At 43.3% G+C, this 24,243-nt stretch carries 16 protein-coding genes, 1 tRNA gene and 1 riboswitch; of the genes, 10 read left to right on the top strand and 7 right to left on the bottom strand.

The window, feature by feature from the left end:
• Positions 1–91: 91 nt before the first annotated feature.
• Positions 92–168 (top strand) — tRNA-Asp (locus QWZ04_RS08845).
• A gap of 145 nt (positions 169–313) precedes the next feature.
• On the top strand, positions 314–1,252 hold the full coding sequence (gene metA / locus QWZ04_RS08840) for a homoserine O-acetyltransferase MetA (protein ID WP_290327073.1): 939 nt from the start codon (positions 314–316) through the stop codon (positions 1,250–1,252).
• 94 nt (positions 1,253–1,346) lie between these two features.
• On the opposite strand, the gene QWZ04_RS08835 is transcribed toward metA, so the two are convergent.
• On the bottom strand, positions 1,347–2,615 hold the full coding sequence (locus QWZ04_RS08835; RefSeq protein ID WP_290327072.1) for a cation:proton antiporter: 1,269 nt from the start codon (positions 2,613–2,615) through the stop codon (positions 1,347–1,349).
• A 194-nt stretch (positions 2,616–2,809) separates the two neighbouring features.
• On the opposite strand from QWZ04_RS08835, the gene metH reads away from it, so the two are divergent.
• Positions 2,810–6,490, top strand: a complete 3,681-nt coding sequence (gene metH, locus QWZ04_RS08830; RefSeq protein WP_435433595.1) for a methionine synthase — start codon at positions 2,810–2,812, stop codon at positions 6,488–6,490.
• 77 nt (positions 6,491–6,567) lie between these two features.
• Here the strand turns inward: metH and lysC are convergent, their stop codons facing one another.
• A complete protein-coding gene (gene lysC / locus QWZ04_RS08825) occupies positions 6,568–7,920 on the bottom strand; it encodes a lysine-sensitive aspartokinase 3 (protein ID WP_290327070.1) in 1,353 nt (450 codons plus the stop codon).
• A gap of 148 nt (positions 7,921–8,068) precedes the next feature.
• A riboswitch (Lysine riboswitch) is annotated at positions 8,069–8,239 on the bottom strand.
• Between the two features lie 168 nt (positions 8,240–8,407).
• Between lysC and QWZ04_RS08820 the strand changes: the two genes are divergently transcribed.
• A complete protein-coding gene (locus tag QWZ04_RS08820; RefSeq protein ID WP_290327068.1) occupies positions 8,408–9,529 on the top strand; it encodes a pyridoxal-phosphate-dependent aminotransferase family protein in 1,122 nt (373 codons plus the stop codon).
• Between the two features lie 76 nt (positions 9,530–9,605).
• Here the strand turns inward: QWZ04_RS08820 and QWZ04_RS08815 are convergent, their stop codons facing one another.
• The 5 genes from QWZ04_RS08815 to QWZ04_RS08795 form a co-directional block, all read right to left on the bottom strand.
• Positions 9,606–11,399 (bottom strand): PglL family O-oligosaccharyltransferase, encoded by a 1,794-nt coding sequence (locus tag QWZ04_RS08815; RefSeq protein WP_290327066.1) that lies wholly within the window; start codon positions 11,397–11,399, stop codon positions 9,606–9,608.
• A 73-nt stretch (positions 11,400–11,472) separates the two neighbouring features.
• Positions 11,473–14,298 carry an excinuclease ABC subunit UvrA gene (gene uvrA / locus QWZ04_RS08810; protein ID WP_290327064.1) on the bottom strand — a complete coding sequence of 942 codons (2,826 nt, stop codon included), beginning with the start codon at positions 14,296–14,298 and terminating at the stop codon, positions 11,473–11,475.
• 148 nt (positions 14,299–14,446) lie between these two features.
• Positions 14,447–15,322: a UTP--glucose-1-phosphate uridylyltransferase GalU gene (gene galU / locus QWZ04_RS08805; protein ID WP_290327062.1), complete on the bottom strand. Its 876-nt coding sequence runs from the start codon at positions 15,320–15,322 to the stop codon at positions 14,447–14,449.
• A 93-nt stretch (positions 15,323–15,415) separates the two neighbouring features.
• Positions 15,416–16,381 (bottom strand): DHH family phosphoesterase, encoded by a 966-nt coding sequence (locus QWZ04_RS08800; RefSeq protein WP_290327060.1) that lies wholly within the window; start codon positions 16,379–16,381, stop codon positions 15,416–15,418.
• A gap of 58 nt (positions 16,382–16,439) precedes the next feature.
• Positions 16,440–17,075, bottom strand: a complete 636-nt coding sequence (locus QWZ04_RS08795) for a LuxR C-terminal-related transcriptional regulator (RefSeq protein WP_290327058.1) — start codon at positions 17,073–17,075, stop codon at positions 16,440–16,442.
• A 376-nt stretch (positions 17,076–17,451) separates the two neighbouring features.
• Between QWZ04_RS08795 and QWZ04_RS08790 the strand changes: the two genes are divergently transcribed.
• From QWZ04_RS08790 to mshL, 6 genes are all read left to right on the top strand, one after another.
• On the top strand, positions 17,452–18,015 hold the full coding sequence (locus QWZ04_RS08790) for a single-stranded DNA-binding protein (protein ID WP_290327057.1): 564 nt from the start codon (positions 17,452–17,454) through the stop codon (positions 18,013–18,015).
• A gap of 159 nt (positions 18,016–18,174) precedes the next feature.
• Positions 18,175–20,169, top strand: a complete 1,995-nt coding sequence (csrD, locus tag QWZ04_RS08785) for an RNase E specificity factor CsrD (RefSeq protein WP_290327054.1) — start codon at positions 18,175–18,177, stop codon at positions 20,167–20,169.
• Between the two features lie 13 nt (positions 20,170–20,182).
• Positions 20,183–21,616, top strand: coding sequence for a PilN domain-containing protein (locus QWZ04_RS08780; RefSeq protein WP_290327052.1), 1,434 nt, complete (start codon positions 20,183–20,185; stop codon positions 21,614–21,616).
• Positions 21,613–22,260: a type 4a pilus biogenesis protein PilO gene (locus QWZ04_RS08775; protein WP_353958850.1), complete on the top strand. Its 648-nt coding sequence runs from the start codon at positions 21,613–21,615 to the stop codon at positions 22,258–22,260. Before QWZ04_RS08780 ends, QWZ04_RS08775 begins: the two co-directional genes overlap by 4 nt.
• Entirely contained in the window at positions 22,253–22,579 is a 327-nt protein-coding gene (locus QWZ04_RS08770; protein ID WP_290327049.1) for an MSHA biogenesis protein MshK, read from the top strand. The genes QWZ04_RS08775 and QWZ04_RS08770 overlap by 8 nt, the downstream gene beginning before the upstream one ends.
• A gap of 20 nt (positions 22,580–22,599) precedes the next feature.
• Positions 22,600–24,243: a pilus (MSHA type) biogenesis protein MshL gene (mshL, locus tag QWZ04_RS08765; RefSeq protein ID WP_290327047.1), complete on the top strand. Its 1,644-nt coding sequence runs from the start codon at positions 22,600–22,602 to the stop codon at positions 24,241–24,243.

Genomic DNA, 24,243 nt, shown 5'->3' with positions numbered 1-24,243 from the left:
TGTGAGAGTAGGACATCGCCAGGCTTTAAATTTAATCTTTAGATTGACCAATCTAAAGAGATGAACACTCACTTTGTGAGTATTCCACTGCGGAGTGGTAGTTCAGTTGGTTAGAATACCGGCCTGTCACGCCGGGGGTCGCGGGTTCGAGTCCCGTCCACTCCGCCACTTATACTAAGCCCAAGTCTCACGACTTGGGCTTTTTTACGCCTGTAGTAAACGGTAATCTACTTCACATTTTCCCCTCGACATACGGTATCCACTGATATAATGTAGCCATATAGATGGCTATAATCTTTAGGGAGAAAGTAAGATGCCAATTAGGATTCCAGATCAATTACCTGCATTGGATGTATTGAGACAAGAAAAAATATTTGTGATGCCGGAATCTCGGGCAACCACTCAAGAAATCCGTCCGCTTAAAGTGTTGATTTTGAATTTGATGCCTAAAAAAATCGAGACAGAAACTCAATTTCTTAGGTTATTATCTAACAGCCCACTTCAGATAGACGTAGAACTCCTGCGTATTGATAATCGGCCAAGTAAAAATACGCCTACCGAACATTTGGATAACTTTTATCGTCAATTTGAAATGGTAAAAGACCGAAACTTTGATGGTTTAATTATTACAGGGGCGCCACTCGGCTTAGTGCAATTCGAAGATGTGATTTATTGGGAACACTTACAGACAATCATGAACTGGGCTAAAGCACACGTTACCTCAACACTTTATGTATGTTGGGCTGCGCAAGCTGGGTTGAAATTGTTGTATAACCTTCCGAAAAGAACTCGTAAAGAAAAACTATCTGGCGTATACCACCATAAGATCCAGCAAGAGTTTCATCCGGTCTTACGTGGATTCGATGACTCTTTCCTGGCCCCTCATTCTAGGTATGCTGATTTCTCATCAGAATATCTAGAGGAGCATACTGATTTAGACATTTTGGCCACCTCAGACGTAGCAGGCGTTTACTTAGCATCAACCAAAGATAAACGTAACGTGTTTGTAACAGGGCATCCCGAATATGATTCTCATACATTACACTATGAGTATGTACGTGATTTAGGTGAGGGTATGGAACCTGCAATTCCAGTTAATTATTATCCGAATGATAATCCAGACAATGAGCCAGTAGCGAGCTGGAGAAGTCACGGGCACTTGCTGTTTTTGAATTGGCTGAACTACTGTGTATACCAGCAGACTCCATATGACTTGGACAGTTTTTCTGAAGAGAATTTCACAAAAGACTGAGCATACCTTGCAACGGGGAATGCTAATTAACTGCCTAAGATGACTAAGCGCTTATCATATGAATAAAGGCCACATCGATGGCCTTTATTGTTAATCATTCTTCCTTTTTGGCTTTTTCAATCATCGGAATAATTGTTGAACCTTGTATTAGGATTGAAAAAACAACAACAGCATAAGTCATAACCAGTAAGATCTCTTTTACATCAATCGATTTATCTGGGATGACGAGTATTCCTGATGGGATTGAAAGTGCCATTGCTAATGCTAGGCCTCCTCGAAGTCCTCCCCAAGTTAATATCTTTACAGACCAAGAGTTATAGTTACGATATCGTTGAAAGCCTAGGTAAGCGGTTTTAACACTGATATAACGAGCAGCAAGTACTAGAGGGATCGCGAAGCCCATGAGTAGCCAGTCTTCCTGGTGGAAGTTGAATAACAGCATAGACATACCGATAAGCAGAAAAAGCACGCCATTTAAGAATTCATCAATCAATTCCCAAAAACTGTCTAAGTGTTCTTCACTTTCTTTAGAGAAGCCCACAAATCTGGTCCAGTTCCCAATCATTATTCCAGAAATCACCATTGCTAATGGCCCAGAGACTCCAAGTACCTGCGCAAAAGTGTACCCAGCGGTTGGGATACCAATCGTCAATAGTAACTCCATAGAGTGATCGTCGGTTGCGCTAATGAGGTAGTGAAACAATAGCCCTAGGAGGTAGCCATAGACGATTCCCCCGATAGCCTCATGCAAGAACAAGATGGAAACGCTGCCAAAAGTTGGCACCTCTGTACCGAATGCAAAGGAGTATAGCGTGACAAAAATAACTAAACCGAAACCATCATTGAACAATGACTCTCCCTCTATTTGAGTTGAAATACGTTTTGGTGCATCTAGCTTTTTTACGATCGCGAGCACTGCGATGGGGTCGGTTGGTGAAATCAGGGCGCCGAATAACAAACAGTAAATAAGATCGAGCGGCACATTTATGAGTAAACAAAAACCATAGAGAGCAAAACCTATGAGCGCGGTTGAAATAAGCGTAGCTCCTAAAGCGAGAATAGTGATCTCCCACTTTTGATCTTCTAAATTGGGCAGCTTTATGCCTAAGCCACCGGCAAACAAAAGAAAACCTAATACACCTTTCAAAAGAAAGTCTTCAAAGTTAATTGTCGTCATTGTTTCCATGGCGACATTACGCAACTCGAACCAATCATTTTGGCCAGCAACGATGATGAGTAGCGATAAAACCAAAGCACCAGCCGTTATGGCTATGGTTGTTTGCATTTTACCGAATTTAGAGTTGATAAATGCAATCAACATAGCTGCCGCTGATAGGAAACACAGGGTGTAATAAACGGACATGATGTGAAACTCGCTCAAATGTAACTAAATGTGAATTCTGATTCTCTATCTAGCACGTAAAAATATCAAATGCTTTTTATTCTTTATCGGATAGCGTATTTTGTTTACATTAAAATAAAGAACAGGCTTTAGCCGTCTAGATTTCTATAATCGATATGATAGGATGAACTATACGCAAGGAATGAGGCAGTATTGTGGCTGGAAGCGAAGTAAAACAACAAATTGAAGCGAAGTTAAAAGAATACATCATGTTAATCGATGGTGGCATGGGCACCATGATTCAAGATTTTAAGCTTGAAGAAGATGATTATCGTGGTGAGCGCTTTGCTGATTGGCATTGTGATTTAAAAGGCAATAACGATCTTTTAGTCCTTACTAAGCCTGACTTAATAAAAGGAATTCATCTGGACTATCTTGCCGCTGGTGCTGATATTCTAGAAACCAACACATTTAATGCCACAACCATCGCCATGGCTGACTATGACATGGAAAGCCTAAGTGCAGAGATTAACTATGTCGCTGCAAAGTTAGCTCGTGAAGCGGCTGATGAATGGACTCTCAAAACACCAGAGCGCCCAAGATATGTCGCTGGTGTGCTTGGTCCAACTAACCGTACATGTTCTATTTCTCCTGATGTGAATGATCCTGGCTTTCGAAATGTGAGCTTTGATGAGTTAGTTGAAGCATATTGCGAGTCTACACATGCGCTTATTAAAGGCGGCTCTGATCTTATTCTTATCGAAACGATCTTTGATACGTTAAATGCTAAAGCGTGTGCATTTGCGGTTCAAACAGTATTTGAAGAGCTGGGGTATGAATTACCCGTTATGATCTCTGGCACCATCACTGATGCCTCTGGCCGTACATTATCAGGCCAAACCACGGAAGCTTTCTATAATGCACTTAGGCATGTTCAACCACTTTCCTTTGGTTTGAACTGTGCATTAGGCCCTGATGAACTAAGACAATACGTAGATGAGCTTTCTCGCATCTCTGAATGCAGTGTTTCTGCGCACCCAAATGCGGGACTTCCAAATGCCTTTGGCGAATATGACCTTTCTCCTGAAGACATGGCTGAGCATATTGCTGAATGGGCGCAAAGTGGCTTCCTAAACTTAGTTGGTGGTTGTTGTGGTACGACTCCTGAGCATATTCGCCAAATGGCTGAAGCTGTCAGGGGTGTGAAACCTCGAGCGTTACCAGATATTTCAGTGGCATGTCGCCTTTCCGGTTTAGAACCACTTACTATTGAGAAAGACAGCCTATTCGTTAATGTAGGCGAACGAACCAATGTCACAGGTTCTGCTCGCTTTAAGCGACTTATCAAAGAAGAGCTATACGATGAAGCGCTTGATGTTGCCCGTCAACAGGTTGAAAACGGCGCGCAGATCATTGATATCAACATGGATGAGGGCATGCTTGACGCTGAAGCGTGCATGACTCGATTCCTAAACCTGTGTGCATCTGAACCTGAAATATCCAAAGTGCCTATTATGGTTGATTCTTCTAAATGGGAAGTGATCGAAGCAGGTCTAAAGTGTGTGCAGGGAAAGAGTATTGTTAACTCTATCTCTTTAAAAGAAGGCAAAGAGAAGTTTGTACAACAAGCTAAGCTAGTTCGTCGCTACGGTGCCGCTGTTATCGTGATGGCTTTTGATGAAGAAGGGCAAGCAGACACAAGAGAGCGAAAATTAGAGATCTGTACCAACGCTTATAATATTTTAGTCGATGAGGTGGGTTTCCCTCCTGAAGATATTATTTTTGACCCAAATATTTTTGCGGTTGCCACGGGCATAGACGAGCATAATAACTACGCGGTTGATTTCATTGAAGCGGTTGGTGATATCAAGCGGGATCTACCACATGCCATGATTTCTGGTGGCGTTTCTAACGTATCCTTTTCTTTCCGTGGCAATAACTATGTGCGTGAAGCCATCCATGCTGTTTTTCTATACCACTGTTTCAAAAATGGAATGGACATGGGTATTGTTAATGCTGGTCAGCTTGAAATATATGACAACGTACCAGACAAGTTACGGGTTGCGGTAGAGGATGTGGTGCTTAACCGTCGTGATGATGGTACTGAGCGCTTGCTTGATATTGCCTCTGAATATGCCAATACAGGTGTTGGAAAAGAAGATGACCCTGCGGCATTAGAGTGGCGAACTTGGCCTGTTGAAAAACGGATGGAGCACGCTCTAGTTAAAGGGATTACCGAGTTTATTGTCGAAGATACCGAAGAAGCTCGCCAAAATGCGTCAAGGCCAATCGAGGTGATTGAAGGTCCTTTAATGGATGGCATGAACGTTGTTGGTGACCTTTTCGGTGAGGGAAAAATGTTCTTACCGCAAGTGGTGAAGTCGGCACGTGTTATGAAGCAAGCTGTTGCTCACCTTGAACCGTTTATTAATGCGACCAAAGACGTGGGTGCGACTAATGGCAAGATTTTACTCGCAACGGTAAAAGGCGATGTTCACGATATCGGAAAGAATATCGTTGGGGTGGTTTTGCAGTGTAATAACTATGAAATCATTGATCTTGGTGTGATGGTTTCTTGTGAAAAGATCCTCAAAGTAGCTAAGGAAGAAAATGTAGACATCATTGGTTTATCTGGCCTTATCACTCCATCATTAGATGAAATGGTGCACGTAGCCAAAGAAATGGAGCGACAAGGTTTTGAGTTGCCTCTTCTAATTGGTGGTGCGACGACATCTAAAGCGCATACCGCAGTGAAAATCGAGCAGAATTACCACAAGCCTGTGGTCTATGTGAACAACGCCTCTCGAGCGGTTGGCGTATGTACGTCACTTCTTTCTAAGGAATTACTGCCAGGTTTTGTAGAGAAACTGGACTTAGACTATGAGCGTGTGCGCGATCAACATAACCGGAAAAAACCAAGAACAAAGCCAATAACGTTGGAAAAAGCACGAGAAAATCGTGTTGATATCGATTGGGATAATTATACTCCTCCCGAGCCACGCAAACCTGGTGTGCATATATACGATGATTTTGATGTGTCTATTCTTAGAAAGTACATAGATTGGACGCCTTTCTTCATGACTTGGACATTGATGGGGAAATACCCAGCGATCCTAGAACATGAAGAAGTTGGAGAAGAAGCTAAGCGATTGTTTCATGACGCGAATGTGATGCTTGATCGGGTAGAAAGTGAAGGTCTTCTTAAAGCTCGGGGTATGTGTGCTTTGTTCCCCGCAGCAAGTGTTGGTGATGATATCGAAGTTTATAGTGATGAAAGTCGAACAGAAGTTGCACACATCTTGTGTAATCTACGCCAGCAAACACAGAAACCAAAAGGCTTTAACTATTGTACTTCAGACTATATAGCCCCTAAAAGCTGTGGTAAAAAAGACTGGATTGGTGGTTTTGCCGTTACTGGTGGGATTGGTGAGCGTGAATTGGCTGATGAGTATAAAGCCAACGGTGATGACTATAATGCCATTATGATTCAAGCCGTTGCCGATAGACTAGCGGAAGCATTTGCTGAATATTTACATGAGCAAGTTCGAAAGGATATCTGGGGTTACTCACCGGATGAAAACTTATCTAATGATGATTTGATTCGTGAAAAATACCAAGGAACAAGACCAGCTCCCGGTTACCCGGCGTGCCCTGAGCATACTGAGAAAGGTACCTTGTGGGAGATGTTAAAGGCAGAAGAAGCGATTGGCATGTCATTAACGACGAGTTATGCAATGTGGCCAGGCGCATCGGTTTCTGGTTGGTATTTTTCGCATCCTGATTCGCGATACTTTGCGATCGCACAGATCCAAGATGATCAAGTGAAAGATTATGCAGAACGTAAAGGTTGGACCCAAGAAGAAGCTGAAAGATGGTTAGGTCCTAATATCAACTAATGTGAACTTAGTTACGCATGCGAAATATTAAAGGGCTTGATAATTCAAGCCCTTTCTTTTTCTATTAACCGTAGTACTTAGCTTTCAAACAACTCTTCATGCAGCGCTTGAACTGCGCTACGAGCAACGGACTCATGTAATAAGAAGCAAAGGTTATGTGGGCTAGCGCCGTAACAAATCATGCGTAAGTTATATTCTTCCAGCGTACTAAAGACCTGTTTCGCGTAGCCCTTACTTTCACTCATATTATTACCAATCAGGGCAATAAGGCTCAGGCCATGCTCAATATCCACGCTGCATAATTTCTCTAGCTCTTCTCTCGCTTCTACTGGTAGTTCAGGAGCACCACCTGCGGTGTTAGTTTGATCTAACGTTAATGACACACTGACTTCTGATGTCGTGATCAAATCGACTGATACCTTGTGCTTGGCAAGAATTCGGAACGCTTCAGCAAGAAAGCCGTAGGCATGGAACATGTTTAGGCTGCGTAACGTGACCATGGTTTGGTTGCCACGTAATGCGAGCGCTCTAAATAGTGGCGCACTTTCTACTTGTTGTCGGATCCAAGTGCCGCCTTTTTCAGGCGCTTTAGAAGAGCCAACAAAAACAGGGATTTGTTGACGTAATGCAGGTAATAGAGTCGATGGATGTAAGATCTTCGCACCGAAGTTGGCCATTTCAGAGGCTTCACTGAAGCTAATTTCTGGAATAGGGGTGGCCTTTGGGGCAACTCGTGGGTCAGTTGTATAAATACCGGGTACGTCGGTCCATATCTCAAGACCAGATGCATTGACGGACTCTGCTATTAACGCAGCGCTATAATCACTGCCGCCTCTGCCTAAAGTGGTGGTGTTACCCTCTTCATCACTGCCGATAAAACCCTGAGTAATGACGACCTTGTCTTGGCAAAGTGGGATTAGCTTTTGTTTTGCTAATTCGGAAATGGCAGAAAGTTCAGGAGAGGCTTGGCCATGAACGTTATTGGTTCGCATAATGTCGCGAATATCAAAACGAACGGCATCAATGCCGCGCTCTCTCATTAGCTGAGCAAGAATATGAGTCGACATCAACTCACCACAACTTACGATATGATCCGTTAATTTATCGCTGACTTGAAAAGATGCAGCATCTGCTGCGCTTGCAACGGTATCTAATACTTCACGTACGCGCGTTGTCGTCTCGGCGGCATCATTTAACTCAGCCAGAATATTGTTATGAATTTCCGCCAATTGAACGAGTAATTCTTGTCGACTCGCAGCATCAGAGACACCGTTTGCTAATGCAACAAGAATATTAGTTACGCCAGAACAAGCACTGATTACGACCAATTTTGTTGCTGGGTTATTTTCAATAATCGCAGTACAACGGCTCATCGCAGTGAAATCTGCAACGCTAGTTCCGCCAAATTTGGCGACATTAAATGAGTTCACGATGGGGGCTCCCAATTTTTCCAATAAATTTAATAGGTAATAGAAAGGCTATTACCAAACATCCGATGTTGAAGAGAGAAAGATCGAGCGGAGAAGAGATACGATTTATGACTATATTTTATCTGTGTTTGTTATAAATATAGACGCGTATCTCAGAAGCGCTTCACCTTAGGGTGACAGTTAATAGGATTCAGCCTGATTAACCGATAAGTTACCACCACAAGTGCAACTCATCTCGGCACGGCTCCCCATCCATAACATGTGTAGGAGTTGTGGCTCCACATGTTATTTCCCTAGGCAGTGCTCCTCTTCTGTAGCTTTCATTGAACGGTTTTATCGAGCAAAAGTCAATCCGATAAATGAATATAGTGTGTTTGTAAAGTTAACCATGTAAAAAAAAGTGCAACAAAACTCGACCTCGCAATAATTGTTACATTAGAGCATTCACGCTACTCTGGACTATCTGAAAGTTAAAGCGAGAATTCCTATGACAATAAAAAGCTTTACCCCGCCTCAACGAACCTTGATGGGTCCTGGCCCATCAGATATCTACCCTCAAGTGTTACAAGCGTTAAGTCGACCAACGATAGGCCATTTGGATCCTCTGTTTATTGGTATGATGGATGAACTTAAGCAGCTATTAAAATATGCATTTCAAACTGAAAATGAATTTACTATTGCGGTTTCTGCTCCGGGCAGCGCTGGAATGGAAGCTTGTTTTGTTAACTTAGTCGAGCCTGGTGATAAGGTCATCGTATGCCGTAATGGCGTGTTCGGTGAGCGAATGCGACAGAATGTCGAGCGCTGTGGTGGTATTGCTGTAGTGGTTGATGACGAATGGGGCAAACCGGTCAGCTGCGAAAAAGTCGAACAAGCATTCATCGCAAACCCAGATGCCAAAATTCTCTCGTTCGTGCATGCAGAAACATCGACAGGGGCATTATCAGATGCGCAACAGCTAGCGAAAATTGCCCAGTCTTATGGTGCGTTAACTATCGTTGATGCGGTGACATCTCTTGGTGGTGTGCCGTTGATGGTGGATGAGTGGGGGCTTGACGCCGTGTACTCGGGCAGTCAGAAGTGTTTGTCTTGTGTTCCTGGTTTATCGCCACTGACTTTTTCATCCAAAGCGATTGAAAAAATCCAACAGAGAACGAGCTCAGTGCAAAGCTGGTTCTTAGATCAAAGCTTAGTGCTAGGTTACTGGAGTGGTGAGGGCAAGCGCAGTTATCATCATACCGCACCAGTAAATAGCTTATATGCGTTACATGAATCGCTTCTTACGCTGCAAAACGAAGGGTTAGAACAGTCTTGGCACAGGCATCAATTGATGCACGAAAAGTTAAAGCATGGGCTTGAGAAGCTAGGTTGCCGATTTGTTGTGGATGAAGCTTATCGCTTGCCACAATTAAATGCGGTCTATTTTCCGGAGGGTGTCGATGATGGCAAACTTCGTTCACACCTGCTCGAAACCTATAACCTAGAAATTGGTGCGGGTTTGGGAGATTTAGCCGGTAAAGCATGGCGAATCGGCTTGATGGGATACGCCGCCAGGGCGGAGAACGTCGCTTTGTGCTTAAGAGCGCTAGAAGAATCCTTGAACGATTGATATTAACGTCTACGTCAGTCATCGAGCTTCTAGATAATCTGAAATATCGCCACCAATTTTATTGATGGCGATATTTTTATTTTTCGACTTGGTTCACGGCCTTCGCAGAAGTAGAAGTAGAAATAGATGTTGATGGAGGTTGATAATTTACTTCAGAAAAGTCTGTATTTGGAAATAAAAACTCCGCTTCTGATCTTATCAAGCTAGCTTTGCTTTCATTCCCCATCCCTTGATGTGCCAAAATCAAATTTGTATAGAATGCCGGGCGAGGTTTCCGGCTAATAATATCTTGAGACCAATCAATGTAAGGCTGTATCAACTTAGGGTCGGCAGTGTATAAACCGATCGTTAAATAAGTACTGTATACATCCCAATCGAAGCGGTCTTTCCAAACAACAGGGTTGGTTACGTTATCTAATAGCTCTGGTTGTCTTGGCTGTGACTTTTCGAATTGAGTCAGAACGTAATTGGTATGCAAAGCACTGACCATGTAGAAAGCCGTGATCATTGGCAGCACTAAAGAACTGACTCGCAATGCCACTTTACTGATTTTGGAGAAACGCCACATTTTGTATTTGGCAGTACGTTGATCAAGCCAAAATAGCAAAATAATGAATGTGATCCAATGGATGGCTGAGTGATAAAACGGATACTCTAATTGGCTATGTACAACCAATGGGGTTAATAACCCTAGCAGCGCCAAGCGAGTACCGCCACGAGCGGAATAAATTTTATAGAGCACAAAGAGCGCAGTAATTATAATTGCGATGACAGGAATCGCCCCTCCTTCAACTCCCCACATCATTAATTCATTATGAGGATGATCGAGGGCTGGAGTTCCGACCGGGTAATCAGTATTTAACTGGTGTTGACGGGCAGTATAAAGCATGTAGGCGGGTTCAAACTTGCCATAACCATACCCTGTTAGCGGCTTCTCGATGATCATATCGAGACCTTGCTTGTAAAAAGTAGTTCGGATATCCCCTTGTTTGTCTGCCTTGTATTGAATCAAATCACTCGTCGTATCGGTGCCAAGGTTGGATACAAAATTGCCAATTAGTAACCCGGCTAAAATCGCAGATACCCAAAAGGTAAATCGGCGTTTAGTAGAAAATTTCCATAGGTAGGGAAGTACGAGCAGAGAACCAATAATTGCTGTTAACCAGCCAGTTCTAGATGCTATCACTAGGATGAGTGGTACAGTAATGATGGGAATGAGTACGATGAATGCAAGTAGCAAAGGGTCTCGTCGATACTTCTGAGGTTGCCTTGCCAGCATGTAGCCTGACAATACGAGGCCGGTCGCCAAAAAACTGGCCATGACATTAGGTTGCTGAAAAATACCATACGGTCGATTGGCGAGCGTATTGTAGCCAAAGAGATTGACTGGTTGTAAGTAGAGATACTGTACCCAACCAAACACGGCTTCAATCGCTACAGCTATCAATATAAACCAAAGTAAGGCTTGTTTTTGCCCATTACTAAACCGAAATTGTTGTAGCAGCATAAATAGTGCAAAACCAGCCCATAAACCAACAATACGATGTATGGCTTCTCCCCATTCGGCGCTGGGTAGAAATATGGGAAAGGTAAGAATGCAACAACAGGAGAAGAGAATAATCGTGAGTTTTGAATATCGTAACGTTTTATTGGTACCCAGTTGGTAACAACCAATAGCAATTGCGAAACTTACGGTAATCCATGTGGTTGGATTAAAAGACAGAGCTAAGCCTGAACCGCCAGGATTAGGCATGAAGAAATGCATAGCGACTAAAAAAGTAGCGCCTAACATGTACAAGAAATATCGGTTGAGGGGAGCTTTCGTTTTATTGGATTCTAATTGAGTCCCACGCACGAGCAAAGTTGCCATAGAGAAGTTATGTCCTTGTTATCAATGCAGCCGATGGTTAAGGCTATCGACCGCATTGATATTACCATTTTTTCTACTTCAACATAGGCTTAAGGAAGCGTGCTGTGTGAGAGCCTTTCACTTTTGCGACTTGCTCTGGCGTTCCTTGTGCAATGATTTCACCGCCACCTTGCCCGCCTTCAGGGCCAAGATCGACGACCCAGTCCGCTGTTTTAACTACATCCAAGTTATGCTCGATGACCACAACGGTATTACCGTGATCTCGCAAGCGGTGTAGTACATTCAGTAATTGTTGAATATCATGGAAATGAAGGCCGGTAGTTGGTTCATCCAAGATATAAAGCGTTTTACCAGTATCTCGTTTTGACAGCTCGCGAGCCAGTTTCACCCTTTGGGCTTCGCCGCCGGATAGGGTGGTTGCCGCTTGGCCTAAACAAATATAAGTCAGACCCACGTCCATCAGTGTTTTCAATTTACGAGCTATTACTGGAACGGGTTCAAAGAAGCTATGAGCATCTTCTACGGTCATTTCTAAGACTTCGTCAATGGTCTTGCCTTTATAACGGACTTCTAAGGTTTCACGATTATATCGCTTGCCCTTACACACATCACAAGGTACGTATACATCAGGAAGAAAGTGCATTTCTACTTTGATGACGCCGTCCCCTTGGCACGCCTCACAACGACCGCCTCGAACATTGAAACTGAACCTGCCCGGTTTATAGCCGCGAGAACGAGATTCTTGAGTCCCGGCAAATAGCTCTCGTATCGGTGTAAATATCCCCGTATAAGTTGCTGGGTTAGATCTCGGTGTACGGCCTATCGGACTTTGATCAATATCGATGACTTTATCAAAGTGCTCTAGTCCCACTATTTTCTTATAAGGGGAAGGTGTGGCAATGGTTGCTCCATTTAACTGCGTTTGAGCAATTTTGTAAAAAGTATCATTGATCAGCGTCGATTTCCCTGAACCTGAAACCCCTGTAATACAAGTAAACAAGCCAACCGGAAGCGTAAAGGTCACTTCTTTTAAATTGTTACCACTGGCTCCAATTAGTTCGACGGTTTTCTTTTTATCGTAAGGCGTTCTTTTGGCTGGAATAGATATTTCCTTCTTACCACTTAAGTACTGACCCGTTAACGATCTTGGGGTGTTGATAATAGTCTGATAGTCACCCTCAGCAACAACTTCGCCGCCATGAACTCCGGCACCAGGGCCAATATCAATAATATGGTCGGCACTGCGAATGGCATCTTCATCGTGTTCCACAACCAACACGGTATTACCTAAGTCTCGTAGATGATTCAGTGTTTTTAACAGTCGTTCATTGTCTCGCTGGTGGAGGCCGATAGAAGGCTCGTCAAGAACATACATTACGCCAACAAGGCCTGCACCAATTTGGCTAGCTAAGCGAATGCGTTGTGCTTCTCCACCAGATAGGGTCTCAGCACTACGGGATAAGTTCAGGTAATTCAAACCGACATTAACCAAAAAGCTTAGCCGGTCATTAATTTCTTTCATTACCTTATCGGCAATTTGAGCTTTTTGCCCTGTAAGTTCCAATTGCTGGAAAAAGTCCATCGCCTCAATGATGCTCATCTCTACGATCTCTGGCAGAGTGGTTTCACCGATGAAGACATTACGAGCTTCAGTTCGCAAGCGGGTTCCGCCGCAGCTTGTGCAAGATTTAGTAGAGATATATTTGGCTAAATCTTCTCTAACGGCATTGGATTCAGTATCTCGGTAACGACGCTCTAAGGTATTAAGAATACCTTCAAAGGCGTGATGCTTAATACGACTATCACCGCGATCATTGATGTATGAGAATTCAATTTCAGTACGCCCTGAGCCTTTTAGGACAATATCGCGGAATTTTTTCGGCAGTTCGTTAAAGGGGGTTTCCAAATCGAAGTCATAATGTGCGGCCAGTGAACCGAGCATTTGATAATAGTAGTAGTTTTTCTTATCCCAACCGCGAATTGCACCACTGGCTAAACTTAATGATTCATCTAAGATCACTCGATCTGGATCGAAATACTGCTGTACCCCTAAACCGTCACAGGTGTGACAAGCGCCTGCTGGGTTGTTAAATGAAAAGAGGCGAGGCTCTAATTCTTGCATGCTATAGCCACAATGAGGGCAGGCAAAATTTGCAGAAAATATGATGTCTTCTTCTTTGCTGTTATCCATATAACAAACGGCCGCGATGCCCCCAGAAAGCTCTAGCGTCGTTTCAAAAGATTCAGCCAAACGCTGTTGTAGATCCGCCCTGACCTTAAAGCGATCAACGACCACTTCAATGGTGTGTTTTTTGTGAAGCTCTAGTGTCGGTGGATCGGATAAATCGCAAGTTTCACCGTCAATGCGAGCGCGAATAAATCCTTGGGCGGCTAAGTTCTCTAAAGTTTTAACATGCTCACCTTTTCGCTCTTTTACGATAGGAGCGAGTAGCATCATCTTACTGCCTTCAGGGAGCTCTAACACTTTGTCTACCATCTGACTGATGGTTTGTGCGGTTAATGGCACATGATGATCAGGGCAACGAGGCTCACCAACACGGGCGTACAATAGGCGTAGATAATCGTATACCTCAGTAATCGTACCAACCGTAGAACGGGGGTTATGAGAGGTCGACTTTTGCTCGATAGAAATAGCAGGCGACAAGCCCTCTATGTGGTCAACATCGGGTTTTTCCATCAAAGAAAGAAATTGGCGAGCATAAGCAGAAAGCGATTCAACATAACGGCGTTGACCTTCAGCATATAAAGTATCAAATGCCAAAGACGATTTACCAGAGCCAGAAAGGCCAGTAATAACGGTTAATTTGTCTCTTGGAATAGTAAGGCTGATATCTTTGAGGTTATGGGTGCGGGCGCCGCGTATATCGATCGTATCCATCTACTGAACTCATGTATTATTGATAGAGTTAAGTATTGCATAGACTAACTTTTGTGCAAAGAAAAATACTGGATAAAATAACAGTAAAAAAATAATCCAGCACTAGGCTGGATTATTTTGATTGTAATATCACTGAAGCGAAGAAGGGTTACTTCTGTTCTTTTTGTGTCGCTTGTTGGCCAAGCTCCGCGGTTTTTTCGTTAGCCAAGTAGACATTCTGATAACAGTAGTTCGTGGCTTCGATATAACCTTCAACGCTACCACAATCAAAACGCTGACCTTTAAATTTATACGCTAATACGCAGCCAGATTTAGCCTGTTTTAATAGGGCATCGGTAATTTGAATTTCGCCACCTTTACCTGGTTCTGTTTGTTCAATCAGCTCGAAAATATCAGGAGTTAAGATGTAGCGACCAATAATCGCTAGGTTGCTTGGTGCCGTACCCGCTTCTGGCTTTTCAACCATATCGTCTACTCGGAAAAGATCGTCTTTGATCATTTCGCCAGAAATAACGCCATATTTATGAGTTTCTTCTTCTGGGACTTCTTGAACCGCGACGATCGAGCAACGAAATTGCTTATACAGCGCAACCATCTGAGCAAGAACACCTTGCTGTTGGTTAACACATAAGTCATCAGCCAGTACAACGGCAAACGGTTCATCACCGACCAGTTCACGGCCTGTTAAAATCGCGTGGCCTAAGCCTTTCATTTCACGCTGACGCACGTAAGTAAAGTGAGCAGAGTCAATCGTCTGGCGAATATCTACCAGTAGGTCTTCTTTGTTAGTCCCACTGATTTGGTGCTCAAGTTCATAGTTTTTATCAAAATGATCCATGATGGAGTGCTTGCCACGGCCAGTGACAATGCACATTCCCGTCATACCCGCTTCAATGGCTTCATCGACACCGTATTCAATCAGTGGCTTATTTACGATGGGCATCATTTCTTTTGGCATTGATTTTGTTGCAGGTAAGAAGCGCGTTCCATAGCCTGCTGCCGGGAAGAGGCATTTTTTGATCATTTTGATTATCCTAGTCAATTGTCTTTAATTTAATATTTGGCGCTACTTTAGCATTTCAAGTCAGTAGACAAAATGGTTTTGCGTTGTCTCATTTTACCTATTGGCAAAATGTTGCTGAAATTTGTGAATGAACGTTGATAATTGCTCTTTAGGTAGATGGTTAATTCCAGCCGCCGCCTCGCGGCCGCCACCTGTATTAAACTGGCTAGCGAGAGCCTCAGCGCCAAACTTATTCTCCAAAGGGGCCCGTATACTAATTAGATATCCACCTTTTTTATTGGTGGTAATGATGGCGTGTGCTTTAGTTGGGGCTTCATTGGCAAGAGCATTACTGTAAACACCGCTTACGCGTTTTGTCCACGCCTCGTTAGGCAGTATAAACACCCGGCAGACTTCATTTTCTTGCGACACTTCAATACTATTTGCTTGTGCTAAGTCGCTATTAAATCTCGCTTGAAGCTTGTCGAAAATACGGGATTCTTGTTGGATGAAATCTAAGGGGTTACTGTACTTAATTAATAATCGGAACAGTTCGTCTGGGGCGTAAAGTAAATCGGAGGTTGCTTCACCATAGCCGTTGTAATTGAGGTAGATACCAAGCAACTCTAATTGAGCAATGTCGTGTTCCGACATGTCCAGTTTTTGTGCCAGTTGAGTCGCGGGGGCGCGTAAGTTGTCACCAAATGCACCCACCACGGCCCACAAGGCGTATTTACCTGAAAGGTAGTTATTGATAATTAAAGCGGTACACGTATTTGCGTGAGTGTGGATATGTGCTTCAAAGTTGGATGAGGATGGCATCACTTTAGCGCTATGATGATCGGCATAAAATACGGCTGCGCCATTAGCAAGGCAGAGCGCTAAAGGCTCTCTATTTTTATCCAAGGAAACATCGAGCACGGTCACTTGGTCGCCATTTGAAGGCGTTATTTGTTGCAACAATGCGATGTCTCTTTTTACTCCCGTCACCAAGGTTGATCGCTTTGGGTTGGCAAGTCGAAGTTGCACCAATGCCGTTAATCCGTCGGCGTCGCCATTAAATACATCGTAATTGGCCATTGTTTCATCCCTGTTAGCTCATTTGCAGTCTAACTTATCATATTGGTTGAAGCGTCCGCTATGGCAGATACTGTTTTGCCCAATTAATCGCTTGAACACGATTTCTAACTTCAATCTTTCGAAAAATATTGTAAAGGTGACTTTTTATCGTGTTCTCACTGATGAATAGGTCATCGGCAATATCATTATTCGATAAGCCTTTCTTTAAGCTTTGCAATACGTCTAGTTCTCGTGACGTTAAGGTGATGTGGTAGCTCGGGTTGTAGACGGCTAGCCTATCTTGATAATTCTCTAATAGGGTGGTCATAATCGAACGGTTGAGCCAGTTTTCGCCATTGGTGATAGCTATCAACCCATTGGCGATGTTTTCTGGTGGATGATTAAGTTCAAAGCAGCCTTTTAAATTAGGCCATTGCAACATTTCGGCGACAGGGAGTTGTTCCCCCATATTGATTAATGCGCAGTTTGGCCTACTTGGTAAACTGGATAAGTGTTTATTGACGTTCGCTAAGTCAGCTAATCGAGTCGCATCAACCAGAAGCGTTTTATTCGAAAAATCATGATTGCTTTCGGAGATACTAAAAATATCGACGAGAGTGATTTGTTGTTTCAACGCTTCGCTGATCGTTTGCACTAGCAAATGATTGGTTCGGTTGAGCTCACAAATCATCAAATATTGTGCTGGGTATAACATAGGTGAAACCTCATATTTAGTTGACGCAGGTGAGCGCGGGTCAGTGATGACGACTATATTGACAATTATTCCGTATGTTGTGTGCTTTCTTATGGGGAAATGATGTGAATTTGAGTCCTAGTTAGATTTAAGTTAAGTAATTGATAAATTTAAAGATGGAAACTTGCGGTCAACGACAAACTTTTCGAACGAACCCTTGATTAAGTCTTTGTTCAAGAGAGCATATTCATGTCAAGTTAAAGGTAATGCAGATAGATTTATGGGAATGAGCGTTAGGAAGATAAATCGTTACCGGTGGATTTGTACCAAGGAAATATCGTGTTATCCTAGAGCGCTAAAAATTTTAAGCTGAATACAATTTAGACGGAGCAAAAACATGGCAAGCCGTGGAGTAAACAAAGTAATTTTAGTGGGAAATCTAGGTAACGACCCTGAGATTCGCTATATGCCAAATGGCAATGCCGTGGCGAACATCACTATCGCAACGTCTGAATCTTGGCGTGACAAAGCAACTGGCGAGCAACGAGAAAAGACGGAATGGCACCGAGTTGCACTTTTCGGTAAGTTGGCTGAAGTTGCGGGTGAATACTTACGTAAAGGTTCTCAAGTATACATTGAAGGACAATTACAAACGCGTAAATGGCAAGATCAAAGCGGTCAAGATCGCTACACAACAGAAGTTGTGGTACAAGGCTTCAATGGTGTGATGCAAATGCTAGGTGGCCGTCAAGGTCAAGGTGGCCAATCTCAAGGTATGGGTGGTCAACAGCAACAACAAGGCAGCTGGGGACAACCACAGCAACCTGTTCAACATGCGCCTCAGCAGCAACAAGCACCACAACATCAAGCGCAGCAGGCTCCACAACAACAGGCGCCTCAAAAAGCTCAGCCTCAATACAATGAGCCACCAATGGATTTTGATGATGACATCCCGTTCTAGCACTCATGTAATTTAAAAGTGTTCTAGATGATATCATTTTATAAAGCCGCGAATTTTCGCGGCTTTTGTTTAGCTTTTACAATGAAGTACTTGTACCAATAGAGTTCATTGATCATTATGTAAATTAATGGATTGATGAAATAGCAAGGAAGTAAGTGGATGCGTTATACGCCTACTTTAAAATTAAGTACTCGCTTGGTTGCGTTTGTAACCATGATTGTGGTCAGTGCGATGTTCATCTTATTTGTGGGCGGGACATTATCGTTCAAACGGATCGGGCAGGAATACGTTAATGTTTACATGTCAGGTATTGCCGATGTGGTCGACAAAGAAATAAGCGACCCTGAAGCGGCTCAGTCGATGGCTAAGTGGCTGCCTAAAATATTAAAATCCAGCGACGTTATTGAGATGACGATTACATCAGAAGCTGGTGTCATTTATCATTTCCGAGATACAACCAAAGTGGTTGATGCCACAAGACTAAAGCAATTAACGTTTCCCCTTAAAAGCCACCCATCGTATCGCGTTACCTTTGACGTTATCCCGCCTTATCTCAGTGCTAGTTATTCAATGGAAGCGATGTCTTCGATTACCTTAGCGGTTGGTCTGATCATCTTTTGCTTGCTTCGAGGCGTTAAATGGCTCAGAGGTCAGTTATATGGATCTGAATTGCTAGAAGAGCGTGGCCGGATGATCTTAGCGGGTCGAACGCAAGATCACGCCAAAGGTGATCATCGAGAATGGCCTTACACAGCAAGTGAAGCTCTAGATAACCTCATTGAAGAGTTAAACGATGCTCGGCAAGAGCGTAGCCGGTTTGATACATTCATACGTACGCATACCTTCCTTGATCAATTAACCGGAGCGGCGAACCGTGTGTTGTTCGAAAGCAAGCTTGAGTCCGCGCTGCAAGAAAGTGGTTCTCATGGTGGTGTCGTATTATTGCGCATCAAGGATTGGGAAGAAACGCAAGAACAGCACGATAAGAACAGCCGTGACCAGTTTATTGTTGATGTGGGGCAAATATTGTCGAACATTGCTCAGAAATATCCAGACGTTATATTCTCTCGTTATTATGATGCTGATTTTGCAGTTTTGATCCCTCACCAAAATAGTAAAGACATCGCTATCGTTGCGACACAATGTTTGAAGCAGCTTGAAAAACTCACATTACTAGATTCCCTTGAAAGTGATAATTGGTGTCATATTGGCATTAGCATGTATAAAGAGGGGGAGCGTCGAGGTTATATCATCGATGAAGCTGAAATCGCTCTGAAAGCTGCTCAAATGGAGCAACATAATGCTTGGAGTCGTTTTTCTAAAAAGGCCTCGAAAGATGAAGCAAGAGGCAGTGTTCGATGGAGAACTCTGTTTGATAAAGCGTTCGTTCCCGGAAAATTGTTTATATTCCAACAAGCTTGCTTTCTCAAAAATGAGAATGAAGAAACACTTTTACACCAAGAATTGTTTGCTCGTATCTATGACGAACAGAGCGATACAATCATTAAAGCATCACGCTTTAGCGCTGCCATAGAACAGGTTGGCTATGAAGCACAAATGGATAGAGCAGTGATGCAGCAAATTATCCAATGGTTAAAGTCAAATAATTCGTATGATGTATGTTATTCTATCAACTTGAATATATTGCCTTTTCGGCACAAAATATATACAAGGTGGTTCCGTGACGAGTTACTCCAACTACCAACCAGTATTCGCCATAGACTAAGCTTTGAATTTGTCGAGGGTGCGTTGGTTAAGAATCTTGATTATATGCGACCGGTGATCCGAATGATTTCTGGTCTAGGCTGTAAAATCATAGTTCAACAAGCAGGGCGAACCATTACCAGTACACATTATATTAAAGATCTAGACGTTGATTATTTAAAATTGCACCGAAGCTTAAGCAAAAAAATAGACCAAAGGCAAGAAAATCAATTGTTTATACGTAGTCTTCTTGGTGCGTGTATTGATAGCAGAACTCAAGTGATTGCCGTTGGTGTTGAAACAAAAAATGAATGGCAAACGTTAAAAGAGCTGGGTATAGATGGCGGCCAAGGTCGATTATTTGATGAAGAGACCCAGCTACTTCCCGTTGTTAAAGCGAAAAAAGTGGCGATTGGTCGCCGGAATCGGTGGCGAACAAATAGTAAGTGAGTAGTAAATAGATATGAATGTTGCTTCGTTTTTAGGCAGGCTCAAGGGAAAGAAATCAAGTTCAAGTGTATTGAGTTTGGTTTTGCTCGAGGACGCGATTTATTTAACCTTTGATGGTGAAACCTCTCTTTTCCCAATCGACGCGTCGGGGTGGCTTACCGCCTTGACGAGTGCGCTGGATAACGATGCCTACATAGGTGCGAATGCGATAGTGACTCTAGGCGCGCACCACTATCAGAGCTACCAAGTTGAAAAGCCGGAACTTCCGCCAGAAGAGTGGGCAGTAGGCTTACCCTTCCTACTTAAAGATCTTGTTGCAGAGCGGGTGACGGAGATCGTCGCGGATGGCGTACTGCTGCCTAATAGCAATAAACTGCAAACTTACGTATTAAGCCAAAAAGTGCTAACACCACTGCGCGCTCTATTTGATAAGCATCGTATTGAATTAGAAAGAGTGGTGCCTGAAGATGAGGTATGGGCACAGACGCTTGATGGTGTCACGGATTTTGTTTTACTGCATCAGAGTACGCGCAGTAGTTTCAAAATTAATGCCTATGTAGAGTCTAAGAATTTTTTCCACAGAACCATTCGAGGCGTCATGGCTCCGGTTACCGGCGCTAACGCGAACAGTTTGCAAATCGATGGCTTAGCGCTTGAACTGCAGCGTTCCATTGACTATCTATCGTCTCAAGTTAAGCAGTCTCAATTTCACAAGATATTTATCTGTTGTGATGATGAAATTGATTCAGAGTTGAAGCAGGCATTAGAAGAAAGGTTGAGTGTTAAGGTTGATACTCTCCACGATAAAGACAGCGCATGTGGCGTATTGCTTTCACTGCATGCATTGCACATAGGCTCATCAGGAATTAATTTATTCCCCGATCACCTAAGACCTAGAAAGGAATATTTCTCACTCCCCGTTGTTGCTGCCGCATGGCTTGCTATTGCCGTGTTGATGGGCGGAATATATGGGTATACCGAGTATAACAACACTCAACAGCAAGAGAATATTCGAATTGCGAAACAGCAAGCGGATCAATTTAATCATCAATTAAAAGAGCTACAAAAACTGGTTAGTCAGCATCAAGCATCACCAGCTAAATTGGCTACGATAGAGCGATTAGAGATATCAGTGCGAGCAAAGCAAGAGTCTTTAAAAGCGGTGGGCCAATTTGAAGAACAACAACAAATTGGTTATTCAGGTGTTATGAGTGCATTGGCCCGTTTAGGCCGCAGTGATATTTCACTTAACTCAATTTTAATTCAACCTAATACCCTTAACGTTAGCGGATTGGCGCGAAACCCAAGTGTGATACCAAACTGGATTAAGCAATTCAAAAATGAGTTGGATCTGGTTGGGCGAAATTTTGAAAAGCTATCAATTGGTCGAAATGAAGATGATATCGTCACATTTGATTTGCAAACTAAGAGGGCTGGAGGTCAATGATGTCTATATTTGAACCCTTGGTCACCAAATTTTCAGCAATGACTGAGCGAGAGAAGTGGTTAATTGCCATTGGTGGTGCGGTCGGTGTGTTCATGCTGATGCTGACCTTTTTGTTAGAGCCTGCATTTGAACGTCAATCACAGCAAAGCAACCAGCTTCAGTCTGTTGAGCTAGCGGCGATTCGTGCTCAGAGTGAGATTGCTCGGGTTACGAATATGCTCAAAGGCGATCCAGATAAAGATGTCGATATAAAATTGACTCAACTTCAGCAGCAGAGTGAGCTACTGGATGCTCAATTGGATGAAATCGTTAAAAACTTAGTCACACCTAATCAGATGGCTGAGTTGCTCGAACAGGTTTTAGCGTCCAGTAAAAATTTAAAGCTTCGCAGTCTACAATCGCTGCCTGCCGAGCCGATCATGTCTAATGGGCAAGCGGTGAATGCCGGATACTTTATTCACCCGGTTCGAATTGAGTTGAGTGGCAAGTACTTTGATATTCAAGCGTATCTTTCAACACTTGAAGCCATGCCTGTGCGCTATTTTTGGCGTAGTTTTCAATACCAAGTGGATGAATACCCACGGGCTAATCTGACGTTAGTGGTGTATACATTAGGCACAGGCCAGGAGTTTATTGGTGGTTAGAATTACAGTGTTATTGTTTGCGCTGATTCACTTTCAAGTGTCAGCAAATCAAGATCCGACAGCACCACTTGGGTGGTTAGCACCTAAAGCATCGACGACCGCTAAGCGCCCAGTTAAAAAGGCTGCGGTACCGACGCTACAATCGATTGTTTGTGAAAATGGTGCACAATGCTATGCCATAATTAATGATCGCGTTGTTGAAGATGGTGACCGAGTTAACGGCTATACGACAAGCCAAGTTACGCCTGAATATGTCGTGATTAGAAAAGGTGCCAAGCAGTGGAAACTCGAGCTGTTCACGGCAAAAATCAAACACTAAGCTAAGGCTTGATGGTAAATATGCGTAAATATGTAGTAGCAATGATAGTCGCGTCGTTAGTGGGGTGTACTAATATGGGGCATCGAGACCCTGTTGAAGTCAAACAAGCACTAAACGAAGCGGTCAACGAAGCCAATAGTCGTGCATTAGACGACCTTCCCGCATCGGTCCAAGACGACTTGATGCCGCATTTTGACGGGCAACCATTGAGTACTCAGGCTCCGCTTAAGCGTTTTCGTGTTCAAGCCAATGGCGTAGAGGCAAAAACTTTCTTTGCCAGCTTAGTTAAGGGAACCGAGTTCAGCGCGGCTATTCACCCGAATGTGAGCGGTCGAATCACGGTAAACCTAACAGATGTGACTCTTGATGAAGTACTGAATGTTGTACGTGATATGTACGGTTTTGATGTGGTTCAAAGTGGTAAAGTTATTCAAATTTACCCTGCTGGCCTTCGCACAGAAACGATTCCTGTTGATTATCTGCAGTTTAAGCGTTTAGGTAAGTCGTTAACGTCAATTTCTACTGGGTCTGTTACCAGTAAAGATGGTGGTAGCAGTTCGTCAAGTTCTTCTAATTCTAGCTCTTCGTCCAGCTCAGGCTCTTCATCAAGCTCTACAAGCACTAGCCCGACAGGCGGGACTGAAATTGAAACGACCAGTGAAAGTGATTTTTGGCCGCAGTTAGAAAAAGCGGTCGGTACATTGATTGGGACGGGTAATGGGCGCAACGTCATTGTCTCGCCTCAGGCTAGTGTATTAACCGTTCGAGCATTTCCGGATGAAATACGTGAAATTAAACAGTTTTTAGGTGTATCTCAAAAAAGAATGCAACGCCAAGTGATTCTGGAAGCCAAAATTCTAGAAGTGACACTGAATGACGGTTATCAACAAGGTATTAATTGGTCAAATATTTCTGGAAGCATAGGCGGCACCAACATTTCAACGGGTCGAGGTGCAACTAGCCCTATTCCAGATTTGCCGGGACTAGATGCCATTGGCTCTCTACTTGGGGGGCAAACTAATGTAACTATTTCAGATGGAAACTTCAGTGCGGTATTGAGCTTTATGGAAACTCAGGGTGATTTGAATGTACTTTCAAGCCCTAGGGTCACTGCTGCGAATAACCAAAAAGCCGTAATTAAAGTCGGGCAGGATGAGTACTTTGTTACCGACATTTCAAGTGTGGTTAGCAGTGGTGACAACGCCAATGCGGCACCAGACATTGAACTTACCCCATTTTTCTCCGGTATATCTTTGGATGTGACACCACAAATTGATGACACGGGTTTTGTGTTACTTCATGTGCACCCCGCGGTAATAGATGTAGAAACACAATCTAAAAACATTGATTTGGGTGGTGTTGCGTATGATGTGCCGTTGGCAAAAAGCTCTATTCGAGAATCTGACTCTGTCATTCGAGCGAGAGATGGGGATGTGGTGGTTATCGGTGGTTTGATGAAGTCAAATACGGTCGATAAAGTGTCTAAAGTACCATTTTTAGGTGACGTTCCAGGCCTAGGGCACCTTTTCCGCAACGTAACCAAATTAACCCAGAAAACCGAACTGGTTATTTTGCTAAAACCCACCATCGTAGGTGTGAACACATGGCAGCAAGAGCTTGAACGCTCTCGTGATTTATTACAAGAATGGTTCCCTGAAGAGTAG

The sequence above is a fragment of the Vibrio tapetis subsp. quintayensis genome (assembly GCF_030409945.1).
In the GTDB taxonomy this organism is placed as follows: Bacteria; Pseudomonadota; Gammaproteobacteria; order Enterobacterales; family Vibrionaceae; genus Vibrio; species Vibrio quintayensis.
The sequence above is the reverse complement of the archived record's forward strand: the minus strand, read 5'-3'. Positions and strand labels throughout refer to the sequence as shown.